Source organism: Vreelandella lionensis (assembly GCF_044543515.1).
Classification (GTDB): domain Bacteria; phylum Pseudomonadota; class Gammaproteobacteria; order Pseudomonadales; family Halomonadaceae; genus Vreelandella; species Vreelandella lionensis.
Window position 1 is genome coordinate 93087 of the sequence record NZ_JBITWC010000013.1, and the last position, 25012, is coordinate 118098.

General features: G+C 52.8%; 19 protein-coding genes, 1 tRNA gene and 2 pseudogenes. 16 read left to right on the forward strand and 6 right to left on the reverse strand.

The genetic code is table 11. The annotated features are described in order from the left end of the window. Nucleotides 1-106 precede the first annotated feature (106 nt). Nucleotides 107-1081, forward strand: a complete 975-nt coding sequence (locus ACIGG6_RS09995; protein WP_399844254.1) for a malate dehydrogenase — start codon at nucleotides 107-109, stop codon at nucleotides 1079-1081. A 94-nt stretch (nucleotides 1082-1175) separates the two neighbouring features. Here the strand turns inward: ACIGG6_RS09995 and ACIGG6_RS10000 are convergent, their stop codons facing one another. Further along, nucleotides 1176-1832: a histidinol-phosphatase gene (locus tag ACIGG6_RS10000; RefSeq protein ID WP_253501896.1), complete on the reverse strand. Its 657-nt coding sequence runs from the start codon at nucleotides 1830-1832 to the stop codon at nucleotides 1176-1178. Nucleotides 1833-1995: 163 nt separating this feature from the next. Here ACIGG6_RS10000 and ACIGG6_RS10005 point away from each other — a divergent pair, with 163 nt between their 5' ends. Together ACIGG6_RS10005 and ptsP are read left to right on the forward strand one after the other, a co-directional pair. Continuing rightward, the gene (locus tag ACIGG6_RS10005; RefSeq protein WP_009096477.1) at nucleotides 1996-2490 is read left to right on the forward strand and encodes an RNA pyrophosphohydrolase; all 495 of its coding nucleotides are present in this window, start codon (nucleotides 1996-1998) and stop codon (nucleotides 2488-2490) included. An 87-nt stretch (nucleotides 2491-2577) separates the two neighbouring features. Continuing rightward, the gene (ptsP, locus tag ACIGG6_RS10010) at nucleotides 2578-4839 is read left to right on the forward strand and encodes a phosphoenolpyruvate--protein phosphotransferase (protein ID WP_399844256.1); all 2262 of its coding nucleotides are present in this window, start codon (nucleotides 2578-2580) and stop codon (nucleotides 4837-4839) included. A gap of 7 nt (nucleotides 4840-4846) precedes the next feature. Here ptsP and ACIGG6_RS10015 read toward each other — a convergent pair whose 3' ends face one another. Beyond that, a complete protein-coding gene (locus tag ACIGG6_RS10015) occupies nucleotides 4847-5614 on the reverse strand; it encodes an NRDE family protein (protein ID WP_399844257.1) in 768 nt (255 codons plus the stop codon). 149 nt (nucleotides 5615-5763) lie between these two features. On the opposite strand from ACIGG6_RS10015, the gene ACIGG6_RS10020 reads away from it, so the two are divergent. The 11 genes and pseudogenes from ACIGG6_RS10020 to ACIGG6_RS10070 all read left to right on the forward strand — a co-directional run bounded on the left by ACIGG6_RS10020 (nucleotide 5764) and on the right by ACIGG6_RS10070 (nucleotide 17962). Further along, nucleotides 5764-6927, forward strand: coding sequence for a response regulator (locus tag ACIGG6_RS10020; RefSeq protein ID WP_399844258.1), 1164 nt, complete (start codon nucleotides 5764-5766; stop codon nucleotides 6925-6927). Beyond that, nucleotides 6924-7721 carry a sulfite exporter TauE/SafE family protein gene (locus ACIGG6_RS10025; RefSeq protein WP_399844259.1) on the forward strand — a complete coding sequence of 266 codons (798 nt, stop codon included), beginning with the start codon at nucleotides 6924-6926 and terminating at the stop codon, nucleotides 7719-7721. The genes ACIGG6_RS10020 and ACIGG6_RS10025 overlap by 4 nt, the downstream gene beginning before the upstream one ends. A 50-nt stretch (nucleotides 7722-7771) precedes the next feature. Beyond that, nucleotides 7772-8560 carry a prolipoprotein diacylglyceryl transferase gene (gene lgt, locus ACIGG6_RS10030; protein WP_399844261.1) on the forward strand — a complete coding sequence of 263 codons (789 nt, stop codon included), beginning with the start codon at nucleotides 7772-7774 and terminating at the stop codon, nucleotides 8558-8560. A gap of 158 nt (nucleotides 8561-8718) precedes the next feature. Beyond that, nucleotides 8719-9537 (forward strand): thymidylate synthase, encoded by an 819-nt coding sequence (locus tag ACIGG6_RS10035; protein ID WP_399844272.1) that lies wholly within the window; start codon nucleotides 8719-8721, stop codon nucleotides 9535-9537. Then, complete coding sequence (locus ACIGG6_RS10040) at nucleotides 9534-10073, forward strand: dihydrofolate reductase (protein ID WP_399844263.1); 540 nt, start codon at nucleotides 9534-9536, stop codon at nucleotides 10071-10073. The genes ACIGG6_RS10035 and ACIGG6_RS10040 overlap by 4 nt, the downstream gene beginning before the upstream one ends. 20 nt (nucleotides 10074-10093) lie before the next feature. After that, on the forward strand, nucleotides 10094-10795 hold the full coding sequence (locus ACIGG6_RS10045) for a ProQ/FINO family protein (protein ID WP_399844264.1): 702 nt from the start codon (nucleotides 10094-10096) through the stop codon (nucleotides 10793-10795). Between the two features lie 263 nt (nucleotides 10796-11058). Then, nucleotides 11059-12117 carry a porin gene (locus ACIGG6_RS10050; protein ID WP_399844265.1) on the forward strand — a complete coding sequence of 353 codons (1059 nt, stop codon included), beginning with the start codon at nucleotides 11059-11061 and terminating at the stop codon, nucleotides 12115-12117. 151 nt (nucleotides 12118-12268) lie between these two features. Then, nucleotides 12269-13903, forward strand: a pseudogene (pgm, locus tag ACIGG6_RS10055) (phosphoglucomutase (alpha-D-glucose-1,6-bisphosphate-dependent)); the annotation flags it as partial. A 131-nt stretch (nucleotides 13904-14034) separates the two neighbouring features. Then, on the forward strand, nucleotides 14035-14889 hold the full coding sequence (locus tag ACIGG6_RS10060) for a UTP--glucose-1-phosphate uridylyltransferase (RefSeq protein ID WP_253506498.1): 855 nt from the start codon (nucleotides 14035-14037) through the stop codon (nucleotides 14887-14889). 87 nt (nucleotides 14890-14976) lie between these two features. Next, the gene (gene cysQ, locus ACIGG6_RS10065) at nucleotides 14977-15786 is read left to right on the forward strand and encodes a 3'(2'),5'-bisphosphate nucleotidase CysQ (RefSeq protein ID WP_399844266.1); all 810 of its coding nucleotides are present in this window, start codon (nucleotides 14977-14979) and stop codon (nucleotides 15784-15786) included. Nucleotides 15787-16057: 271 nt separating this feature from the next. Further along, nucleotides 16058-17962 carry a sensor domain-containing diguanylate cyclase gene (locus ACIGG6_RS10070; RefSeq protein ID WP_399844267.1) on the forward strand — a complete coding sequence of 635 codons (1905 nt, stop codon included), beginning with the start codon at nucleotides 16058-16060 and terminating at the stop codon, nucleotides 17960-17962. Here ACIGG6_RS10070 and ACIGG6_RS10075 read toward each other — a convergent pair. After that, a complete protein-coding gene (locus tag ACIGG6_RS10075) occupies nucleotides 17959-21036 on the reverse strand; it encodes an EAL domain-containing protein (protein WP_399844268.1) in 3078 nt (1025 codons plus the stop codon). The genes ACIGG6_RS10070 and ACIGG6_RS10075 overlap by 4 nt on opposite strands. Nucleotides 21037-21166: 130 nt before the next feature. Between ACIGG6_RS10075 and ACIGG6_RS10080 the strand changes: the two genes are divergently transcribed. Continuing rightward, nucleotides 21167-22114 carry an AEC family transporter gene (locus ACIGG6_RS10080; RefSeq protein WP_399844269.1) on the forward strand — a complete coding sequence of 316 codons (948 nt, stop codon included), beginning with the start codon at nucleotides 21167-21169 and terminating at the stop codon, nucleotides 22112-22114. Between the two features lie 52 nt (nucleotides 22115-22166). Then, nucleotides 22167-22243 (forward strand) — tRNA-Arg (locus tag ACIGG6_RS10085). Nucleotides 22244-22273: 30 nt separating this feature from the next. On the opposite strand, the pseudogene ACIGG6_RS10090 reads toward ACIGG6_RS10085, so the two are convergent. From ACIGG6_RS10090 to ACIGG6_RS10100, 3 genes and pseudogenes are all read right to left on the reverse strand, one after another. After that, nucleotides 22274-22674: pseudogene (locus tag ACIGG6_RS10090) on the reverse strand (CAP domain-containing protein). Nucleotides 22675-22819: 145 nt separating this feature from the next. Next, entirely contained in the window at nucleotides 22820-23308 is a 489-nt protein-coding gene (locus tag ACIGG6_RS10095; RefSeq protein WP_253506946.1) for a pyridoxamine 5'-phosphate oxidase family protein, read from the reverse strand. A 635-nt stretch (nucleotides 23309-23943) separates the two neighbouring features. Then, on the reverse strand, nucleotides 23944-24942 hold the full coding sequence (locus ACIGG6_RS10100) for a PAS domain-containing sensor histidine kinase (RefSeq protein WP_399844274.1): 999 nt from the start codon (nucleotides 24940-24942) through the stop codon (nucleotides 23944-23946). Nucleotides 24943-25012: the final 70 nt, after the last annotated feature.

The following is a 25012-nucleotide window of genomic DNA, read 5'->3' on the forward strand; positions in this document are numbered from 1 at the left end:
GGTAGTCGTCTCATGTCTGATTGAGTTTTTAGGCATCTGGGCATAACATCATGTCGCTAATCTTTACCAGGCGAACCTCCAATAGGCGAACCATCAAGGAGCAATGATGAAAGATCCAGTACGTATTGCGATTACCGGCGGTGCCGGCCAGATCAGCTACTCTTTAATTTTCCGCATTGCCGCTGGCGATATGCTAGGGCCGGATCAGCCTGTCATTCTCCAGCTTCTCGAAATTCCGCAAGCAATGGACGCGCTGAATGGCGTGGTCATGGAAGTGAACGACTGTGCATTCCCGCTGGTGCAGGATATCGTTGCTACTGACGATCCGAACGTTGCGTTCAAAGATGCTGACTTCGCTCTGCTGGTAGGTGCACGTCCGCGTGGCCCGGGTATGGAGCGTAAAGATCTGCTGGAAGCCAACGCCGCGATCTTCTCTGTACAGGGTAAAGCACTGAACGACCATGCTAGCCGTGATGTGAAAGTGCTGGTCGTCGGCAACCCTGCCAACACCAACGCACTGATTGCTTCCTGCAACGCGCCGGATCTGGACGCTGGTCAGTTCACTGCCATGACGCGTCTGGACCACAACCGCGCGCTGACCCAGCTGGCTCAGAAAACCGGCAAGCACGTCACTGACGTTGAAAACATGATCATCTGGGGCAACCACAGTGCCACCCAGTACCCGGATCTGGCCCAGTGCAAAGTAGACGGCAAAGCCGCTTTCGATCTGGTTGAGCGTGACTGGTACGAAAACGACTTCATCCCGACTATACAGCAGCGCGGTGCCGCGATCATCAAAGCGCGCGGTGCTTCCTCTGCCGCTTCTGCTGCGTCATCTGCCATCGACCACATGCGCGATTGGGCGCTGGGTTGCGAAGGCATCGTCAGCATGGCGATTCCTTCCGACGGCAGCTACGGCATCGCCGAAGGCATCATCTACTCCTACCCGGTTCGCTGCCAGGGTGGCAAATACGAAATCGTACAAGGTTTCGAGCTGGACGAGTTCAGCAAAGAGAAGATGCAAGCCACCGAGAAAGAACTGCGTGAAGAGCGTGCTGCTGTTGAGCATCTGCTCGGCTAAACGTGCCTACTAGCACTCTTAAATGAGCGCTTAGTTAGCAAAAAAACCGCCAGCTCAGCGCTGGCGGGGTTTTTTGTTACGTCTTACTACTCAATTAGTCCCGCAGGCTCATGATCCGCCAATGGCGCTCTTCTGCCACTTTACGCAGGGTGTCATCTGGGTCGACGGCAACCGGGTGATCAACTTTCTCAAGTAGCGGTAGATCGTTGTGAGAATCGCTATAGAACCACGCGCCGTCCATGGTGATATCTTGGGCTTCTAGCCACGCTTGTAGGCGGATGACTTTACCCTCGCGGTAACTGGGCACGCCGTCAACACGGCCGGTATAGCGGCCATCGACCATTTCCGGGTCTACAGCGATTAAATCATCAACACCTAAGCGCTCGGCAATGGGGCCGGTAATAAAACGGTTGGTGGCAGTGATAATCAGCATCGTATCGCCTTTGGTGCGGTGGCGGGCCAGCAGCTCCTCGGCTTTGGGCAGAATATGCGGCTCAATTTTGCTCGCCATAAACTGCTGATGCCACGCCGCCAGCTGCTCCGGCGTGTTTTCAGCCAGCGGTTTCAGCGCCATTTCCAAAAATGCCGCCATATCCAGAGTGCCCGCGTTGTAATCGGCCATAAAGCGCTCGTTGGCTTCACGATAGGCAACCGGATCAACCGCCCCTTGCTCGAGTAAGAACTCCCCCCAGGCATGATCGCTATCGATAGATAGCAGCGTATTATCCAAATCGAAAATGGCCAGACTCACGGCGCTCCCCTTATGGTTAATGTTGGACGTTGGTCGTCGGACACAAAGCGCCGGATTATCGCAGAGTCACCTAGGTTTCACCACTTAGCGTGATATTGTATTGATACGCTTGTCTCCCTTGTGGAAAAATGGGCATAACTGAAAATTTATGAAGGTGATGTCCGTGATCGACGCTGACGGCTTTCGCCCTAATGTTGGCATTATCATTGCCAATAGCCAGGGGCAGCTGCTTTGGGCGCGTCGTGTAGGACAAAATGCGTGGCAATTTCCCCAGGGAGGCATTAAGGCAAGCGAGACGCCACAACAAGCGCTTTTTCGTGAACTCCACGAAGAGATCGGCCTAACCGCCGACGATGTTGATATTGTCGCCTGCACCCGGGGCTGGCTGCGCTACCGTCTGCCACGACGCATGATTCGTACCCACTCAAGGCCAGTGTGTATTGGCCAAAAACAGAAGTGGTTTTTACTAAAAATTCGTTGCCAAGAAAACCGTATTTGTATGACGGCCACGCCCAAGCCGGAATTCGACGGTTGGCGATGGGTTAGCTACTGGTACCCGTTAGGGCAAGTAGTGCCGTTTAAACGAGAGGTCTATCGGCGTGCGCTAAGAGAGCTTTCTCCTCGCGTGCAGCGCTTGGCACAAGATAACGAAGGATAACGCGCGCATCATTGCAGGATAAAAGCAGTGTTAGCCCAGCCGGACAATCCCTCAGCGAGGCAAATAATAGTGAATAGGAAAACGTCCATGCTTGAGGTGCTGCGACGCGTTATTCAAGAAGTGAATGGCGCACGGAACCTCGACGCCGCGCTGTCGACCATGGTTCGCCGCATACGCAAAGCCATGCAGACCGATGTTTGCTCTTTTTATCTTTACGATAAAGAACTGGAGTCGTTGGTTCTGATGGAAACCATTGGCCTGCGTACCCAAGCCGTTGGCCGCGTAGTGCTGCCGTTAGGCGAAGGCTTGGTGGGTCTGGTGGCTAAACGCAGCGAACCGCTGAATCTGGAAGATGCCCAGTCGCACTCCCATTTCCGCTACTTTGAAGCGACCGGTGAAGAGCGTTATTCAAGCTTTCTTGGGGTGCCGATTATCCACCAGCGCCACATGTTGGGGGTGCTGGTGGTGCAGCAGGCGGAAAAGCGCCGCTACGATGACGAAGATGAAGCCTTCCTGGTCACCATGGCTGCACAGCTTGCGGGCGTGCTGGCTCATGCCTTAGCCACCGGTAATCTCACTCGCCCCGCGCTACCCGGTGGCCAGGCGATGTTCAAAGGGGTCGCGGCCTCGCCCGGCATGGCCATGGGCGAAGCCGTGGTGATCACTCCTCCCGCCGACCTCAATAGCGTTCCTGATCTTATTCCCAGAGACCAGGAGTACGAAATTGCCCGGCTAAAAGAGGCCATCGGCAAAGCCCGCGATGAAATTCGTGCCGCTGCAGAGCGTTTGGTTAACCGGATCTCTTCCCAGGAGCTAGCGCTGTTTGATGTTTATCAACAGATGCTGGGAGAAGCCGCGCTCTCTGAAGAGGTGGAAAAGCGCATTCGCGAAGGCCAGTGGGCGCCGGGGGCGCTCGCCGATGTCGTTCGCCGCCATGTGCAATACCTAGAACGTGTCGATGATGACTACCTGCGCGAGCGGGCAGCAGATATTCGCGACCTGGGCCGTCGCGTGTTGGCGCATCTGCAAGAAGATACGCCTTCCACGCCGGAAACCTATCCAGACAACGCCATTTTAGTTGGCGATGAAATCAGTGTGGCCATGCTGGGCGAAGTGCCGCGCGACAAGCTAAAAGGATTGGTGTCGGTACGTGGTTCCAGTACGTCTCACGTGGCGATTGTCGCCCGTGCCATGGGCATTCCCACGGTATTAGGAATGGTAGACCTGCCGCTGCCACGCCTGAACGGTGCGCCCGTGGTGTTAGATGGCCACCGGGGGCGGCTATTTGTGCGTCCTGCCGCCGAGCTGCAAACCCGCTACGCCAGCCTGATTGCCGAAGAGAAAGTGCTCAGCGAAGTGCTGGAGCATGAACAGGATCTGCCCAGTAGAACCCCCGACGGCCATGAAATGCCGCTGATGGTGAATACTGGCTTGGCGGTGGATGCCTCTGCACTGCTGAAAAGCCGCATTGGCGGGGTAGGTCTCTACCGCACCGAAGTGCCATTTATGATTACCGAGCGCTTCCCAGGTGAAAAAGAGCAGATGCGCATGTACCGCGAGCAGTTGGAAGGCTTTGCGCCGCTGCCGGTGGTGATGCGTACTCTAGATATCGGTGGCGACAAAGATTTGCCCTATTTCCCGATTGAGGAAGCCAACCCGTTCCTGGGCTGGCGGGGCATGCGCGTTACCCTGGATCATCCTGAAGTTCTGATGGTACAGCTGCGCGCCATGCTTAAAGCCTCCCACGATTTAGGCAATCTCTACGTGCTGTTCCCCATGATCACCAATGTGGAGGAGGTCGATGAGGCAATACGGCTGCTTGATCGCGCCATCTTAGAGTTGGGCGAAGAGGGCATTAAGGTTGAGCGGCCAAAAGTGGGGGTCATGATTGAAGTGCCCGCGACTATTTATCAAATGGACGCGCTGGCTAAGCGTGTCGATTTTTTCTCGGTAGGCAGTAATGACCTTACCCAGTACCTGCTAGCGGTGGATCGTAACAATCCGCGGGTCTCTAGCCTGTACGACGCGCTACACCCGGCACTGCTGGGCGCATTACAAGAGCTCGCCCAAGATGCCAAGCGGTTGAATAAACCTATTTCGCTGTGCGGTGAGCTGGCAGGCGACCCAGCAGGCGCGCTGCTATTGATGGCTATGGGCTTTACCAGCCTTTCCATGAACGCACCCAGCTTGCCAAAAGTGCGTGCCGCGATTCGTCGGGTCACGCTGGCCGATGCACAAACGCTGCTCAAAGAGATCATGCAGTTGGATACGCCCGCACTTGTCCATGAGCATCTTAATAAACGGCTGGATGAGTGGCAGTTGTCGCACCTGCTGCCCCCTCGTGATTAATAAGCTACTATCGTTGGCGTAGCGCCGTAAGTGTCGTTTCGCCAGTAAAGCGCCCGAGCGGCCCAAAGCGCTGCTCAGTGATAGCCACATCGCCCCGGTGGCTAAGCGTCAGCCAAGTAGTAGCGCGGGTGCCGTACTGCTCGCCGACGATAAAAGCCGCCGAGAGCTGACGCTCAAGAGTAACGCCAACCCCCGTATCGGGTAGCAAGTGATCGGCGGCTTGCCCTGGGTTTTGCAGCGCCTGTCGCGTGGCGGGCCGCCACAGGTGATTATTACTACCCTCCATAGCGCAACGTACAGCCTGTAGTTTAGGCCAAGGCGTGTTCAAACTGGCATTGGAAAGCCCATGCACCCCGGGCGGCACATTAACAAGGGATATGCCATCGCTTCCCCGGTGCAGATGCCAGCATTGGTGGGTGGTAGCGACTAATAAATTAAAGCCAGCGTAGCGCTCGGCTTGGTGGCTCGCCATGGTGTCTAGCCATGCGGCAGGGTCGTCACTGGCAAGTACCCCCGCCACCAGTTCGCCTCGGCTGGGCGCGTTAGGGGGCGTGTGTAAGGTGGTATCGCGTACGTTGGTAAGTGCCGCCACAATGCCGTATCGATTTGCTGCCAGCCATGTACCACCCGCTTCCAAGTCTCTGCCACCCAGCAGTGCTTTGTCGCTCCACGCACTCAGTGGGGCAGTAGGGCGTGTATGGAACTCATCACGATTACCCGCTAAGCGTAGAGGAGTGTGGCTATCGGGTGACCAACTAAACGTAATTAAACACATAAATGACTCATAATAGGCATTATTCGGGGCATACTTAAGTGGCGCGACATGACACTCTTCCGGTGGAGACGTACACTGACTTTCGCACCGTGATTAATGATGCGGGCTATCTCTACTAGCCTAACGCCCTGCCAACTGGGACATCGCGAATGACACAACGCTATCAGCGAGAGCACTTCTGGAATGCCATTATCTGGCCAGTTCTATGGCCATTATTACTGGTTCAGGCCGCGCTTGTCCTGCTATGTGTGTTGGTAGGAGCCGTTATCTGGCTAATGTCACCCAGCCAAGCGTCATGGGCAACCACGGTGTGGCTAATGCTTGCCCTTCTGTTGGGCAGCTGCATGAATGTAGGCGTTTTTTTAATGTTAATCAAAGCGCGGGGCAAGTATAAGGACACACTCTTCACGCAGGGGCTTAGCGAGCTTGAGCAGCGTATTGACGAGCTGCGCAGGAGGGTGGCCCTTAACTCTTTACCAGCGCTTGTTGAGCCGAAGGCCGATGAACAGCCCTGCCAGCGGCTTACCCTGGCGAACGACCAGCTAGAAGGGGTTATTCGAACGCTTGATAAAGCGGGGCATGTGGTCACACAGGATGGTCATGCTAGGAGTGACCAAGCGTTGTTGGATGACTTGCATCACCAGCAGAAGCAACTCAAACATTTAATGGCAGGTAGGGAGCGGGCACGAGAGGAGTCTCGGCTTAAATCAGGCTACCTAACGTTGATGCAACGAGAAGCCGATAGCCTGTTTGAGCACCTTGGCAGCATGCTTACGGAGGATGCCTCTGAGAGCTGCCGCCAGAACGTTACCCATGTGCGTGAACGCCTTGCTGATATCCGCTCACTATTAGCTAATTTCGTGCAGCAGAGTGTAAATGAGACAAGCAGTGACGATATATCAGGGGGCGGTGAGCACCGGCCTCGCGTATTGGTCGTTGACGATGGGCCGGTAAACTTAATGCTGGCGCGGCAAATGTTAGAGTCCCAGGGCCTTAAGGTGGAAGGTGTCAGTAGCGGTGAGCAAGCCCTAGAGCGCCAGCAGTCCACTTTTTATGATTTAGTCTTTATGGATATTTTTATGCCCACTCTCGATGGGCTTGAGACGACTCGCCGCTGGCGTAAGTTTGAGCAATCAAACCAAAAGCAGCGCAGTGTGATGATTGCGTTGACCGCCAATGTCGATAACGCGGGCAGAGATACCTGCGAAGCCGCTGGAATGGATGACCTTCTAGCCAAACCCTATCAACCGGATACCTTGCATAGCATGATTAATAAATGGTTGCCTCACGCCCTGGAGAAGCCGAACCAATGACCTTTGCAGCCATTTTAGCCAGTTACTTGGCGCTAGGGGCAGTCGCTGGCACGATGGCCGGGCTATTTGGGGTTGGTGGCGGGATCATTATTGTTCCTGTGCTGGTGTTTGCCTTCGGGCTACAGGGCATTTCCCCTGAGATCACTATGCATCTTGCTGTTGGCACCTCGCTTGCCACTATCGTCATTACCGGCGCTTCTTCAGCCCTTGGGCATTTTCGTAAAGGTAGCGTGCATCGTGCTTGGTTTATGGCCCTGCTACCCGGCTTAATGCTAGGCGCGATTGCTGGGGTGTTTATTGCTGATAACTTGTCGGGCACTGTGCTGGGTACGCTTTTTGGCGTCTTCGTACTTCTATTAGCTACCAAAATGGTCATCGGGCTTACACCGAAACCCGGCACTATTGCCCCTGGAAAAGTAGCAATGTCCATTGCGGGTGGCGTAGTTGGGGCGATTTCTGCGCTGTTCGGCATAGGCGGTGGTGCCATGACAGTGCCTTGGCTCTCTCGCTGCGGTGCCACTATGACACAAGCGGTGGGAACCTCTGCCGCCTGTGGCTTACCAATAGCAGCGGTAGGGGCGGTGACCTTTATCGTGGTGGGGTGGGGGAACCCGCTCTTGCCGCATTGGGCAACCGGATTTGTTATGTGGCCAGCATTTATCGGTATCGTAGCCACCAGCGTACCGTTTGCCCGTATTGGCGTGCGTTTGGCCCATGTGCTGCCTGCCCATGTACTGCGTTTCTGTTTTGCTGCTCTGCTCGCTGTGGTGGGAGTGCGCTTCATACTGGCGTAATGGCGCTCTGGCACACTGTAGCGTTTCTTTTATTTGATTAGAGAAAGTGAATGATCAACTACCCAACGATAGACCCTGTCGCGATTTCCCTAGGCCCGTTGCAAGTACATTGGTATGGCCTAATGTATGTAGTTGGTTTTGTCGCCGCCTGGTGGCTGGGCTGTAAGCGCGCACCGCGTATCGGCTTAACTAAAGATGATATCGGCGATTTGCTTTTCTACTGTGCCATTGGCGTGGTCGCCGGTGGTCGCTTGGGCTACGCGCTGTTTTACGGATTAGAACAGTGGATGGCCGACCCGCTCTGGATCTTCCGCGTGTGGGATGGCGGCATGAGCTTCCATGGTGGCTTGATGGGCGTACTGCTGGCCGCCTGGCTATTTGCCCGCCGCAAGCAGTTGGCTTTTTTCGCGTTAACCGACTTTATTGCACCGCTGGTACCGATTGGCCTGGGGGCTGGGCGTATCGGCAACTTTATCAACCATGAACTGCCGGGGCGCATTACGTCATTGCCCTGGGGTATGCCATTCCCAGGCATGGGGCCGGAACCACGCCACCCATCCGCGCTCTACGAAGCCCTGCTGGAAGGCGTCGTGCTGTTTGCGGTTCTGTGGTGGGTATCCGCCAAGCCGCGCGCCCGTGGCTTTATCTCAGGGCTGTTCCTGTTGGGATACGGCGTGTTCCGCTTTATGGTTGAGTTTGTGCGCATGCCTGACGCTCACATTGGCTTCATTGCCTTTGGCTGGGTCACTATGGGCATGCTACTTACGCTTCCGATGATCGCTCTCGGCTTGTTCTTTATCGCGTGGTCACGCAATAAACCCGTCGACGCCAAGGTTTAAGCGTGCAGAGGGTGAATGGTGAGGCGTGAATAGAACTTTTCCACGGCTCACCATTCACCCCGAGTTGGTAGCCAATACGCAGCTGTCGGCCTAGAATACAGCCCCACATTAGCTGTTAATCTGGATTTTCTGTGACTGCAACAACGCCCACGCCTGCAATGACATCAACGTTACCCGCGCTTGAACAGCCTTACTTGGACCTGATGCGTACCGTGCTGGAGCAAGGCGTTGACCGCAGCGACCGCACCGGCACCGGCACACGTTCGGTCTTTGGTCATCAAATGCGTTTTGATCTCTCACGCGGCTTTCCGCTGCTGACGACCAAAAAGCTGCATTTACGCTCCATCATCCACGAGCTGCTGTGGTTTCTGAAAGGGGATACCAATATTGGGTATCTTCAAGAGAACGGCGTGCGTATTTGGGACGAGTGGGCCGACGAAAACGGCAATTTAGGTCCGGTATACGGTTACCAGTGGCGCAGTTGGCCAAGCCCCAACGGCGGAAGTGTTGATCAAATTGCCAATGTGCTAGAGCAAATTCGCACCAACCCGCAGTCGCGGCGGTTAATTGTCTCGGCCTGGAACCCAGGCCAAGTGGATGAAATGAAACTGCCGCCGTGCCACTGTTTGTTCCAGTTTTATGTCGCTAATGGTCGGCTCTCATGCCAGCTTTATCAGCGCAGTGCTGATATTTTCCTCGGCGTGCCGTTCAATATTGCCAGTTATGCACTGCTGCTGAGCATGGTGGCTCAGGTAACCGGCCTGCAGCCGGGGGAGTTTGTCCACACGCTTGGAGATGCCCACCTGTATAGCAACCATCTAGAGCAGGCGCAGGAGCAGCTAACCCGCACGCCGATGGCGCCGCCTAAGCTTGTTCTCAATCCTAACGTGACGAGCCTGTTTGACTTCACTTTCGATGATATTCAAATCAAAGATTACGAGTCGCACCCACACATCAAAGCGAAGGTGGCCGTATGAGTCAGCCAGCCAATACCTATGAATCTCTCGTACCGGTGGCCATGATTGCTGCTATGGCCAAGAACCGCGTGATTGGCGTGGATGGCAATTTGCCCTGGTATTTGCCTGAAGATCTAAAATTTTTTAAACGTATGACCCAGGCAAAGCCGCTAGTGATGGGGCGCAAAACCTACACATCCATTGGCAAGCCATTGCCAAACCGCCTTAATATCGTCGTCACTCGGGACACAAGCTTCACCGCAGAAGGGGTGCGCATTTGTCATGAGCTGCCAGCTGCCCTGGAGCTAGCCGACCAGCAAGCCACCATCGAAGCGGCAGAAGAAATTATGGTAATGGGGGGCGGTGAGATCTATCGTCAAGCCTTACCGTTTGCTCAACGGCTATACATTACCGAAGTAGATATAGAAGTAGAAGGTGACGCCCGATTTCCGGAGATTTCTGCGAATGAGTGGCGTGAAGTGCAGCGCGTACCCGGCCAGCCAGCGGAAGGGCAGCCGCGCTACGACTTCGTGGTTTACGAGCGCTTCAACGACTGATTAGGTCAAAGGAGGGGGTTATGGCCGCCAGCGTACTGCATCTGTTAGAAACGTTAGAAACTCGGCTTGAGCAAAAAAATGCCGAAATCACAGCGCTGCGCGAAGAGAACGAGCGTTTAAAGCAGCAGTTGGCAGCTGTGGCAGCGCTAAGCACCTCGTCTAAAGCAGGTGTAGAAGCGCCTCAAGAAGCGCCTGCTGAGATATCCGCTCAGATACCTTCTCAGACATCTACTCAGCCACCCTCGCCGCAGGCGCTGCTAAAGCAGTGGTATCAACGCTATCCTAATGCGTTTTTTAAAGGACACACCAAACCGCTGAAGGTGGGGATTCACCAGGATTTAGCTGAACGTGAACCCTGGCCGGGTAAGTTAATTCGGCGTGCACTGGCAAATTACGTCAATTTGCCTCGCTACGTAAAATCAATGCGCGAAGGGGCTGAACGGATCGATTTGGATGGTAATCCGGCAGGCAGGGTAGATAAAGAAGCCGCGCAGCATGCGAGCGAGCGACGTAATGAAAAGCCGGAAAAAAAGGTGGCTGATAGCGCCCCGCCTTCTGCCCCAAAAAACGCTGCTCAAGCGGTAGAGCCAGCAAAAAAAGCGCCACAGAAGATAAGTAAGCAGTACCCAAAAACCGCAGTGGCAGAAAAAACTGAACAGAAAAAGCCGCTTAGCCTTGAAGAGAAGCTAAAGGGCTTGCAGCAGAAGTTCGAAGGCCACTGAGACCAAAAGCAGTTGTCTGGGTTCCATAAAAAAGCACAAAACGTAAAAAAACACTGTTTTTTTCTATTGCGTTCCCTGGAATCCCGGTATAGAGTTTGACCTGCGAGCATTGGACTATAACAAGGCTTTGTTGAGGACATGTCGCATACCACCGGGAAAAACCGGCGGATGAGAAAAAGAGCATGGCCCGCAAGCCACATACTGGCTTCTTAGAAGGCCGGTAATAACGATCGAAACAGTAAGCTAGTTAAGGAACCTACATCATGAAAAAGACACTTTTAGCGACTGCTATCATTGGCGCCCTGGGTGCCTCTGCTGCCGCTCAAGCAGCTACCGTATATGACCAAGACGGTACCAAACTGGACATCTACGGCCGTATCGCCATGGGTATCGCCGGTGGCGGCGAAGAGTTCAACAGCGCTGGTCAGCGTATCAACGATGATGTTGAATTTGTAGACGTATACTCTCGTCTCGGCCTGCGCATGAGCCAGGAAGTTACTTCTGACCTGACCGCCTTCGGTCGTCTAGAGTGGCGTTTTGATGGTGACGAGCGTACCGGCCCAAGCGGTAACGGCAATACTGGTTTCAAAGAAGTTCGCCAGAGCTACCTGGGTCTGCAAAGCAAGCAGTACGGTACTTTCCAAGCTGGTAACTTTGACGCTTTTTACAACCAGTTCGTTTCTCTGCCGTTCGACGTATACATCGACCGCGGTTTAGAGTTTGCTGGTCACCCGAAACAGTCTCGTGGCGACTCTATCGGTTACTACACACCTGATCTAAGTGGTTTCACTGTAGCGCTGCAAGCCAAGCACTACAGCGAGCGCGGCAATGTTGAGCCGACAGAAGATTCTGAAGTTGCGGCTCAAGGTGCAGTTCGCTATGCACAAGGCCCGGTTACTATCGGTCTTGGTTTTGTCGATGATATCGAAGAAGGTGGCGGTAACGGCGAGATGCTGTACGGCTTGATCGGTTCTTACGACTTCACCGATCAGTTCTCTGCGCGCTTAGGTTATGAAACTCGCGACGATAACGCCAACTATGTACCGAGCGCTACCGGTGAAAACGGCTACGATAAAGTCGGCCTTGGTGGTACTTTCACCACTGGTCCTTGGGCATTCACTGCTGACTACTACCGCGTAGATCGCGACAACATCGGTGACAGCAACGCTTGGGCAGCAGGCGGCTACTACAAAGTTTCTAGCAACTTCGACGTATTTGTTGAGCTTGCTGATGGCGATGCGCCCACTGTCGATCGTGATGTCACTTTGGGTGATCTGACTGACGACGTATACTGGCTGACAGGCGCTCGTTACCACTTCTAAGCTTGGTTTAAACCACGCTTACGGGTGTAACCCCTGTAGACAGAATAGAACCGGCCCCTTTTAGGGGTCGGTTTTTTTATGACGCTTTCTAGTGCTCACTGCTGATTCCTGCTATTCCTGCTCGCATTTCACGTCCCTATGTCAGTAAACTGCCAATAACAGGCAGGGCAGCAAACTAACCGAGTTAGAAGGAGAAGTTGGGATGGATGCCATCGTTCATGCTTTTTTTGAACAAACACCGGATGCTAATGTTGCCAAAGAGCGAGTCGCCTTTGGTACTTCTGGCCACCGTGGCCGTGCTACCGAGCGCACGTTTAACGCCGCACACATCATCGCGATTACCCAAGCGGTCGTGGATTTTCGCAATGAGGAGGGGTATCAAGGCCCATTGTTTCTTGGGTTGGATACCCATGCGCTTTCACGCCCCGCTTGGGAGTGCGCGCTGCGAGTATTGGCAGCCAATAAAGTACCAGTATTGGTTGAGAAAGATCATGGCTACACGGCAACTCCCTTGGTGAGCCACGCGATATTGCAACATAATGCCCAGCAACATCAGGCTGCCAAGGCTGATGGCTTGATTATTACTCCCTCCCATAACCCGCCGGAGGATGGCGGTATTAAATATAATCCTCATCACGGCGGCCCAGCCGATACTGACGTTACCAAGTGGATTGAGCTGCGTGCAAACGCTTACTTACTCCGCCATTTAAGTGATGTTTCGCTGGTACCTTTAGATGAGGCGTTAGCCCACGCTCAGGAGTATGACTTCACTGCTCACTATGTAGCGCAGCTGGGCAAAGTAGTAGATATGGTGGCCATCCAAAACGCCAATTTAACTCTCGGCGCCGACCCTATGGGGGGGACGGCGCTACCGGTATGGCAGGCGGTGGCTGAGCACTATGGCTTGAATCTTGAAGAAGTGAATACCACCGTAGATGACAGCTTTAGCTTTATGCCACTAGATCACGACGGCAAAATCCGTATGGACTGCTCCAGCGCGGATGCTATGGCTAATTTATTAAAGGTTAAAGACCGTTTTGATATCGCCTTTGGCAACGACCCAGATGCTGACCGGCATGGCATTGTGGATGCCAATGGCTTGATGAATCCTAATCACTTCTTGGCAGTGTGTGTAGATTACTTGATTAGCCATCGCCCAGAGTGGAGTGAGTCGTTAAAGATCGGTAAAACATTGGTCTCCTCGTCGATGATTGATCGCGTAGTCGCTTCCCATAAGCGCGAGCTATATGAGGTGCCCGTAGGTTTTAAATGGTTTGTGGATGGCTTGCATGAGGGGTGGCTGGCCTTTGGCGGTGAAGAGAGCGCTGGTGCTAGTCTATTAACCCGCGATGGTAAGGCGTGGTCTACTGATAAAGATGGTATTGCGCTGTGCCTTTTGGCAGCTGAAATCATGGCTGTTACGGGTAAAACACCCAGTGAATATTATCAGACCCTGACCGAGCGCTTCGGTAAACCGTTCTACAAGCGTGTGGATACTGCCTGTACGGCTGAAGAGAAAGCCGCATTTAAAAATCTCACTGCTGAAAGCGTGACCGATACAGTTCTGGCTGGAGACCCTATTTCTGCTGTGTTGGTAAAGGCTCCGGGTAATCATGCGGCGATTGGTGGGTTGAAAGTAACCACCGAGAACGGCTGGTTTGCTGCTCGCCCTAGCGGGACAGAGTCGCTCTATAAAGTGTATGCAGAAAGCTTCAAAGGTCCGCACCATTTAGATGAGTTGATTGAAAGTGCCACAGTGTTGCTTTCAGGCATATTGAAAAATTAGTAACCACAGTTGTTATACGTTAAGGCTTGCTGCCCTGCGGTTCGGCATAGCAATTGCATAAAGTTTAGCGTGAATTCGCCCTGTATTTTTCCTTATTCTGGAACGCAACGCTCAGTAAAAGGACGTTAACGATGACCCAAGTACGCAAAGCAATTATCCCTGTTGCTGGTTTTGGCACCCGTCTACTGCCGATTAGCAAAGCAATTCCGAAAGAGATGGTGCCTGTTGTTGACCGGCCCCTCATTCAGCATGTCGTGGAAGAGGCGCTGGCGGCAGGTATCAATGAGATCATTTTGGTCACGCGAGCGGGGAAGTCGGCTATTGAGGATCACTTTGATGCACATTTTGAGTTAGAGCACTCGCTAGCCAGTAAGGGGAAAAATGCGCTGCTGGAAACCCTTTCTGCTATTTCACCTAAAAAGCTAAAAGTCACCAGCGTCCGACAGCCTAATGCGAAAGGCCTAGGGCATGCGATTTACTGTGCTTCGCATCTGCTCGATAAAGAGGAGCCGTTTGCGGTGATTTTGCCGGATGTATTGGTGAAGCCGCAAGTAGGCAACAGCGCGTGTGATTTAGGCAGTATGGTTGAGCGCTGGGAAAAGACCGAAGCAGCGCAAATTATGGTAGAAGCAGTGCCCCAGGAGGATGTATATCGTTACGGTATTGTGGATTGTGACGAACCTGCTGCGGGTGAAAGCGCCGATATGCGTGGTGTGGTCGAAAAGCCAAAGCCAGAAGAGGCCCCGTCACGCCTATCAGTGATTGGGCGTTATGTGTTGCCGTATCGCATTATGGAGCTGTTGCGTGACCAACCCCCCGGCGCGGGTAATGAAATCCAACTGACGGATGCAATTGACCGCCTTATGCAAGAGGGTAAAACCGTCCAGGCATTTAGGATGCATGGTCGTACCTTTGACTGCGGGCATATTGAAGGTTGGTTGCAAGCCAATACGACGCTGGCTAGAGAAGCAGGTTACGACGTTTGAGCGTTATATCATGCTAGCCACTCTGCATAGAGTGGCTATTTAGCTGGCCGTTTTTGCGGCCTCATTGCTTGCTCTGGAGATGGTTGCATGGGGGAGTTATTGGAACAGTTATTGGAACAGGTGTTAACCATTGCTTATGATGCGGGTGATACCATCATGGCAATTTATGGCAACGAATATAGTGTTGAAATCAAGGAAGATCATAGCCCAGTCACCGAAGCTGATAAGGCTGCACATCATGTTATTGTTGCAGGGCTACAAGCATTAAAAGAGAAGTTGCCTGTACTTTCCGAGGAAGATACTAGCCATTTTGCAGGGGCAGGGGATGATAAGCGGTATTGGCTAGTAGACCCTTTAGATGGAACAAAAGAATTTATTAAGAAAAACAATGAGTTCACCGTCAATATTGCACTCATAGAGAATGATTCCCCCGTACTGGGTGTCGTCACGGCACCTGCTTTGGGCATTGCTTATGTAGCAGCCAAAGGTAAAGGGACTTACAAAATTGATTGTCATGGGCATCGTGAGCAATTAAACGTTGCTAATGCTCCTCACCCGCCAGGAGTTTGGCGAGTGGTAAGTAGCCGCTCACATAAAAGTCCCGAATTATGCGGCTGGCTGAAACAGCTGGGCGACCATGAACTTAATCCAGTCGGCAGTTCATTGAAATTTTGCTTGATCGCAGAAGGTGTGGCTGATGTGTATCCCCGCTTTGGGCCTACTTGTCTGTGGGATACCGCCGCCGCTCAAGTGATCATTGAAGAGGCGGGAGGTGTCGTTCAGGCCATGAGTGGCGAGCCACTGCACTATGGAAACCCTGCTGAGATTATTAATCCGTCCTTTGTAGTCTGGGGAAGTACTCAAAAATGTATATCCACTCCTGACGAATCGTTTTGATACGCCATTAGCTAGGTGTGCTGAATCAATAAAATTGCCTAAGTTGATTTTCATCAACGCGCATCTATCACATCTTTTTGGTAAGTTGTTCGTTTATATCGAGATTGATGCTGTTTCAATGAGCTCAATTTAAGGAAAATTAACAAAAAAGGGATTGCCGGTGCGCTTAGCCCCCTTGGTTAGCAAGCTTGTTACGTTCCGCTCTTTACAAGGCCGACTACTGTTGGGTCTTTCCTGTGCCTTGGTCATTTTAGCAGGGGCAGTGTTGGGGATGGCTTGGCAGGTTGGCAAAGGTATGGTGCATGAGACCAATATGGCTCATTTGCGCTACGAGGCAACCTTGCTTGCCGATGAAATTACCCAGCAGGTTGAACAGCGCATTGATGCTCTGGAGCGGCTAAGTGGGGCCATTGGCCTATCGAATGACTCAGCTTGGCTTGGCCATGAATTACAAAAAAACGATGCGTTGCTGTCGTGGTTTGATGGTTTGGTTATTAGTAACGAACAAGGCGTTATTGTGACTGATTGGCCCAGTGTTGTGGGGCGAATAGGTTTGGAAGTCTCAGAGAGTGAATACTACGAAATGGTGCGTGGGGTTCGTCAACCCTATGTAAGCGAGCCTTTTATAGGGCGCGCTAGAGGGGTACCCCTAGTGATAATAAGCGTGCCAAGGCTAGACGAAGAGGGGCGTTTTGCTGGGGTAATAGGAGGAATGGTTAGTCTTGACAGTGGCGGCCTCTTTAACCGGCTAAACACCATACGTCTGGGCCGAGAAGGGTACGCAGCAGTGGTGACGTCCAATGGAAAAGTCCTTTATCACCCAGACCACCAGCTGGTAAACAAGCATGTTGATGAAATCCAGCTTAATCCCTTGCTAGACCTTGCTCTGGATGGCTGGCAGGGAGAGGGAGTGACCGAGTTGGCAGACGGTCGCACAAGCCTGCAGGCATATGCTCAGGTATGGCCCGCCGACTGGGTCGTGGGCCTTTTTCTGCCGGCCAACCAAGCGTATCTTCCGCTCTCCGGGTTTATTTATAAGCTTTTTGGAATTTGGGTAGTTCTTGCACTAATGATAATGCCGCTGCTCTGGTGGCTATTAGCTCGCATTTTAAAGCCGTTAGAACATCTCGAGACGCAAATTGGTGAGGTGGGAGTTGGGCAACGAACCCGGTTGGATTTAGCCACTAATATGCAGGAACTGCAGCAGGTGGCCGAAACGTTTAATCGCGTGGAAAACGAGCGCCAGCAACTGTTTGGTCATTTACAGGAGCGTGAAGCGTTTTTGGATTCTGTGCTTAGTGCCACCCCACAAGGTATGTTTGTTGCTAACTTTGGTGGCATCATTACTTATATGAACCCAGCGTTACTGCACATGTTAGCGATTGAAGCGGATGCGCAGGCGGATATCTGGATACATCAAATCCATCCAGATGACCGTGAAGGTGCCAAAGATATGTGGGCTCATAGTTTAAAAACAGGCAACGATTTTGTGCGCCAACTACGTTTTATTCGTAGCGATAAAGAAACCCTCTGGTTGGATGTTCATGCACGGGTTGTCATGCTCTCTAAGGGGGGGCATTCGCTAGGGTTGGTCGGGGTAGTGAAAGATATCACCGAACGCCGCCAGCAGGAAGCCTTGCAGCGTTGGGAGGCCGAGCATGATCCGTTGACTGGGCTGCTTAATCGGCGTGGGTTTGATCGCCGCCTTGAAGAAGCGTTTGCTGACTACCAGAAGACCAGTACGCCTTCAGCACTACTACTGTTCGACCTAGACCACTTTAAGCCGATTAATGATGAAGGTGGCCATGCATTAGGCGATGAAATGCTGCGCCGTATTGCGCAGGTAGTGGCTTGGGAGGTGCGCCGAAGTGACCATGTGGCCCGTCAGGGGGGCGATGAATTTGGCGTGCTGCTGCCCAGTTGTACGTTAGGGCAAGCTCAGACGATTGCTGAGTCGTTACGCCAAGCGGTAAGCGAAGTATCGGTTACCCATGAAGGCAAAGAATATACCGTTACCTTGAGCCTTGGTGTCACTACCTTTGATGAGTCTGATGAAACCGTAGAATCTGCTTTATCGCGGGCAGATGCAGCAAGCTACGAAGCGAAAGGGCAAGGCCGGGACGGTGTGGTAGTCAAGCTGCCCAGCGAGTTTGACCCCATGGCGCTTTTTGATTAATGCGTTTTAGGAAAGCCATCTAAACGCCACGTTTTTAACCAGCCGGGCAACTGTTCGGCAGGCATGGGGCGTGCAATTCCGTAACCTTGGGCTAAATGGCAACCAAGGGCTAACAGAGCTTGTGCATGTTCTAAGGTTTCTACCCCCTCTGCTAACACAGGCCGTGAGAATTTTTTAGCTAAAAACACAATGCTTTCAACAATAGCGCGGTCGTCTTTGCTATCGAGCATGTCGCGCACGAAATCTCGATCAACTTTGATGAGCTGCACGGGCAGGTGGCGAAAGTAGGCAAGAGACGAATAGCCCGTGCCGAAGTCATCCAGAGCGACGTCAATGCCCAACCGCTGACAGTTTTCGAGTACATGGAGTGCAGCCTGCATATCATCAAGAGTGGCAGACTCGAGGATTTCGATAGCCAACAGCTCAGGTGGCACGTCTGAATAGCGATTCAATAACTGTTCTAACTGGGGTAAAAAGCCCTGATGCAGCAAATGCTGTGGGCTTATGTTCACACTCACTTGTATCTCAACACCCAGTGCTTGCCAGTGTTGCAGCTGTTTAAGAGCGGCTTCGATGACCCATTCACCTAAACGGAACTCCAGCTCGCTACCTTCTAATAGCGGTAAAAACTCGGCCGGTGAGCGAAGGCCCAAGGTGGGATGCTGCCAACGGATTAACGCCTCAGCACCCACGACCGTTTGTGAGTTAAGGTCTACCTGGGGCTGATAATAAAGTCGAAATTCGTTGTCGCTTAGTCCATGTTGAATAGCGTTTCGCTCTTGCTGCCGTAAACGCACTAGGTGCTCTTCGTCGGTGCTGTAACGCACACACTGGGCTACCCCTAAGGTTTTCGCTTGATACAGTGCTTGGTAGGCATGGCGGAATAGGGTGTCTGGGTCGGCGTTATCCTCTGGATAGCACGTCATACCAATACAGGTAGTCAGTTTTAGCGTGTGCCCATGCACATGAAGTGGTTGTTTAATGGCTCGATGAAGCGCTGCTTCACTCATGCGGTGGGTGGGGGCAGCTATAACAAACTCATCACCACTTAGCCGACCTGCCATACCTAGCTCTTTTAGAGGTTCCACCAGTGCTTCAAGTCGCTTTGCAATGCGCTTTAAAATATCGTTCCCGGCAGGGTAGCCAAATAGGTCATTAAGCCGCTTAAAGTCATCAATGTTTAGCACATACACTGACATTGGCTCGGACTGCTGAGTGAGCTTTTCAAGCTGTGCGCGCGCTAAACGCTGATTAGGCAAGCCGGTGAGCTCATCAATATTCGCTGCTTTGTAAAGCGCTTCTTCGTGGCGCTTCGTTTCTGTAATATCCGATTGAATAGCAATAAAACCACCACCGGTTTGTTCGGTTGCCGGTAGGGGATTACAGCTAATATGCACCCAATAAGGCGTGCCGTCCTTACGGTAATTCAGTAGTTCTTCCTCAAAGCGCTGGCGATGACGAATAGCGTGGGCAATGCGCTGAGTCGTCGAGCGGTCTGTTGCTTTACCCTGGACAAGCTGGCCTGGCTTTTTACCTACAATTTCCTCAAACGAGTAACCGCTTAGCCGTGTGAAGCCATCATTAATCCATTCCACTTTTCCATGGGCATCCGTAATCACCACCCCATTGCTGGTGTTTTTAGCCACCATCGAAAGACGAGCGATAGCCTGCTGATCGGTGTGCTGTTGGCGAGAGTGACGTAAATTGTTAATGAATTGCCCAATACTGCCTAGCAATGGGGCAAGAAAATCTACTAGGGCCGTATCATAGCCAGTTGGGCGGTTAGCGAGTCCGATCATGGCAATACACTGGCCATGGGAGTGTATTGGTACGCCAAGAAATGCATTTAACGCAGGATGCCCAGGTGGCAATCCTCCGCTCCTTGGGTCGCTAGCGGGGGTATTTGAAATCACCACTTCTTCATGGCGCATGACATGGCCAAACAGCGTATCGAGATTGCTAAAGATCATGCCTTCTGGGGCGTTTTTAGCGAAAAAAAGCCGCGATGGTTCATCCCAAGTGATATCGGTAATCGCATGGGCGACCAAATAGGGGCTGTCAGCGCTCTCATAGAGCACTTCGCCAATAAAGCCATACTCACTTGAGGTGAGGGCAAGAAGATCATCCAGCAACGGGTTAAGCGCTTTGGCATTGCCCTGTTCATCGATAAAACTGGCCTGGGCGCGCATAATCGCGCGCTCTAACGCCTGCTGCCGTAGCAGCTGCGTTTCCACCCGTTTGCGTGGTGTCACATCCAGCATGGTGCCAATAAGCTGCACCACGTTGCCCTCGACCACTAATGGGTTGCCCGTAATGCGAACCCAGCGCGGTTCACCCGAGACAGTGATTAGTTGAAACGTATCGTTAAATGCTTTGCGTTGCTCAATGGCTGCGTCGATGGCATTGGTTAAGCGCGCACGGTCCTCTAGCGTATAGGCCTGCATCCGCTGTTCAAATGTGCGGGTATCGCGCTTATCGACATCGTACAGCTCGTTCACCACCTCATTCCAATGCGTGGCACGGCTGGGAACATCCATTTCCCATAAGCCAATCGCCGCGTTGCCAATCGCATGGTAAGCACGCAGGGTCAAATAATGCTCAAACTGAAGCACGATGCTTTTGGCGAGCTGAAACAGTAAGTCACGCTGTTCATCAGATAGTTGGCGAGGCTGCCGATCCATCACACAAAGCGTGCCGATGACGTTGCCATTATCTGCCACAAGCGGCATGCCCGCATAAAACACAATAGGAGGCGATGCGGTTACCAGCGGTGAGTGCTTGTGAATAGGATCTTTGCGTGCATCAACAACTTCATACAGCTGCTGCTGCTGGATCGCCGTGGCGCAAAAAGATTGTTGGCGTACGAGGGTACGGGGAAAGTCGCCTACGCTGCTTTTAACCCATACTTGCTCGTTATCCACCAGAGTGATCATCGCAAGGGGAACATCGCAGTAAGTAGCGGCTAGACGAGTAATACGATCAAGGTGTTGGTCAGCCGATAGATCACCCAAAGTATAGCGCTTGAGGGTAAGTAGGCGCTGTTCTTCATATTCGGGGCTGCCTGGCAGTACCATAAGTGACCTATAAGTGACGATGCGCGTTTGTGCTTACTTTCTCTTATGGCGCGGTAACTGTCTAGCGAGTCGACAAATCTCTGTCAACGGTAGAACATAAGGGGATGCTTATTCGACTGAGAGAGCTTTTGTGGACCTACTTGAGCTGTTTACCCGCACATTAGATGTCACCCTGCCAGTCTTTGCTATGGTGTTCATCGGTATTGCCCTTAAGCGACTTGGGTGGATTGATAGCGAGTTCATATCGACCGCCTCCGCACTGGTGTTTAAAGCCACGCTACCAACGCTGATTTTTCTGAGTCTAGTCAAAGCTGACCTGAGCGTCGCATTGGATGTGCCGCTTTTGCTATTTTTTGCGGTAGCCACATTAGGCCAGTTTCTGTTCAGCTGGGGGTGGGCGCATTTCCGGGTGCCGGTGGCAGATCGAGGCATCTACGTGCAAGGCGCATTTCGCGGTAACTGCGGAGTGGTGGGGCTGGCGCTAGCGGCAGGGATGTACGGTAACTATGGATTATCAGCGGGTAGCCTGCTGCTGGGCGTGGTGATTGTGATGTACAACGCGCTTTCCGTGGTGGCGCTGGCCGCCTATCAACCGGGGCAATCTACCGATTGGCGCAGCCTGCTGGGGCATATTGTCAAAAACCCACTGATCCTATCCGTTTTTGCCGCGCTACCATTCACGGCATTTTCAATATCGTTGCCTAGCTGGGTGATGACTTCTGGCAACTACTTTGCTTCCCTGACGCTGCCGCTAGCGCTGATATGCATCGGCGCGACGCTTTCTGTGAGCAGCATGCGTGAAGGAAGCCAAGTAGCGTTTAGCGCTAGCAGTATGAAAATGGTGATTTTACCGGTGCTTTCCACAATAGCCGCATGGCTAATAGGCTTTTCAGGCAGCCAGCTTGGGCTACTCTTTCTGTTCTTCGCCAGCCCCACTGCCGCGGCAAGCTTTGTTATGGTGAAAGCCATAAATGGCAACGTCGCCCTGGCGGCTAATATCATCGCGATTACCACTTTAATGGCGAGCTTAACGGTAACGCTTGGTATCTTTGCACTGCGATTAGTCGGATGGATTTAAAGTGGCCCGGTTGGCCGTCGCGCAGCAACACGCTATACTATGCGCCCCGTAAGTCCCTGTAGCTCAGTAGGATAGAGCAGCCGCCTCCTAAGCGGCAGGTCGCAGGTTCGACTCCTGCCAGGGACGCCAAAAACTCCTCTCTTCACCAAAACCTGCCTATCAACGTGGCACCCCCAGCGTTTGCACCCAATAATGCGTAAACCGCGCGTCGGCATTTTCCGCGTGGGCCATACCCATCTCCGTGAAATCATCGTTCATTAAATTACGGCAGTGGCTAGGGCTGTTGATCCAGCTTTCGATAGCTGCGTCGGCGTTGGTATGGCCAGCGGCGATGTTTTCGCCGACGGTGCGCCAGTGGTAGCCTTGTTGGGTGGCACGTTCGCCTACACCGCTGCCGTCTTGGCCGGTGTGGCTGAATAGTCGTTAGCGGCCATATCGTCTGCGTGGGCTTGCGCGGCGGCGGTGAGCGGGCAGCTCCAGGTGAGGGGGCTGGCGGCGTTGAAAGGTTGTTCACCGCATTGGCGGGCTTGGCTTCTGGCTTCATTAACGCGTGCAAGCATCTGTTGCTGCTGTTCGGTAGGGGCGCAGGCGGTGGAAGTGGCGGCTGTGTCGCTGTCTGCCCACGCAAAAGGGCTGGCTACCCAAACTATCGCCGTCAGTGCGGTAGAAAAAAGCGCCCGAACCAGCGGGCGCTTTGTGAGTGGCTTATCCACCGAATTTCTCGTTTTCGCCTAAGTTGGGCGTGGCGTCTTTTTTGAGATTGGCTTTGGCAATCTCGTAAAGCTGGAACGTTTTGCTCTCTTTGGCTTTCCAGTGCTCGCCCATTTCTACTTTCACTTCTAATAGGGCGACATCAGGGTCGTCTTTGCCTTCAGGGAACCAGGCAGCCACAAAGGGGTTCCAGTATTTCTCAATCAGCTCGCGGTTGTCGATCACGTTGGCTTTGCCCGAAAGGGAAACATACGTGCCTTCTTCCTGGTCGGAAAAGCTGAGGCATACGTCGTGGTCGCTTTGGGTTTCCAGTACTTTTTCAGCGCTGCGGCGGGTAAAGAACCAGAGCGTGCCGTCGTATTCGTCCTGCACTAGGTGCATGGGCCTAGCTCGGGGCATATCGTGGTCTAACGTTACCAACATGCCTACTTTGATATCCTTAATCATCTTCCAGATTTTTTGCTTATGCTCTGGGCTAGACATCCCTTCACTCTCCTTATGAATTGAGGACGGCGCTGGCCGTACAGGTAGTGGTGCGCCGTCTATGGCTAGAATTTATACGGAAGTTTGCTGCTTACGCTTACGTTTGTACAAATCCTACTCACAGACTAGCTACCATTGTGGTCGTCATCAAGTAAGCGGCGAGGGCTTTGTGGCAGTGGTACTGCTGGTGGCATAAGCCGAGGTGGGAGGTTCAACAGTCGTTGGATACTGCAAAGGCGCAGGGTGAAGCAGCGCTATCGAACATAAGAGGGAGTAAAGAAGCCATCCATGGCTTGCCGCGTGTCCTTGTTCCTTCCGCCTAACTTCTTCCTTGGCATCGTCCTTGAGATAACTTGTCGCACTTCCTGTACGCGGCATGCTTTGGCGTACTCACACCTTAGCCTATATACCGATAAAATTATGTAAGACATCTCTGACATGTTTGTAAGAGATATCTTACAAGCGCGGAATATTGCCAGCTTGAGTGGGGGTAGGCTGGGCCTGGATGCATCGTGACGTACTGATTTTGCAGCGCCCTACCAATAAAGTAGGGCGTTTGCCTTGAGCCTTAGAAGGGTGGTTTTTACTGCTAAACAATAGCCTTTTAGGCCATTCTGGAAAAAGTGTCGGGCGTGCTATGCCTCTCGCCCTGGTAGCTCAATATAAAATTCGCTGCCACCGCCTGTGGCATCTCGGTAGCGCACTTCTCCACCGAGCTGATGGGTAATTTCCCGGGTAATGGCTAACCCAAGCCCGGTACCGGGAAGCTTGCGTGTATCGCTGCTGTCGGCTTGAGAAAAGCGCTGGAACAGTTGGCTTTTAAACGCGGGGTCTACGCCAGGGCCATGGTCGCGCACGATGATCGTCGCTTTATCGCTATTGAAAGTGACCGATACATCAACAGCATCGCCTTGAGGGGTGAACTTAATCGCGTTCGACATTAAGTTGGTGAGGGCTTGAATCAGCCGGGGGCCATCGACCTTGACTTGAACCTTCGGCCAATGGCCAGAGGTGTGGATGGCTACTTTATGCTGCTCACCGTAGCCTGCGAGTGACTCGATGGCCTCATTTACCAGGGGAGTGAGTGCTTGCTCCACTGGGTTCATTGGCATTTTGCCTGCTACCAGTTTTTCCATATCTAGCAAGTCGTTGATCAATAACGCCAGGCGTTGCGCATTGCGCTGAGCGGTATCCAGCAGTGCAGTGACCGGAGCGGGGAGCTCTCCCACGGCACCGCCTGCCAGTAGGCCGAGAGAGCCGTTGATGGAGGTTAGCGGTGTACGTAGTTCGTGGCTAACGGTAGCAATGAATTGGTTTTTCATTTTATCCAATCGGCGGCGCTCGGTAATGTCTTCAATCAGCGACCATATCACCCAGCGGCCGTCGGGGTCTTGGCTTAACATGCCCTGTAGGCGCACCGGGTAGCGGCTCCCATTTTTACGAATGTACTCCTTCTCAAAGGGGCCATATTTCCCATTAGTGCGTAGGCGAGCGAGTGCTTTCTCTTCTTCTGCTTGGTACTCCTTGGGTGTGAGATCCCAATTGCTGAGCTTTACAAACTCTTCGCGACTGTAGCCAGAGGGGCGTGTAAGGGCATCGTTTAAGCTAAGGAAGGTCTGAATAACTGCCGATATTCATCAACGCTCACATGAGCCAACAAAAAATCGAAAATGCAGACACGCTTCTCCCGTTCTTTGTGTATTT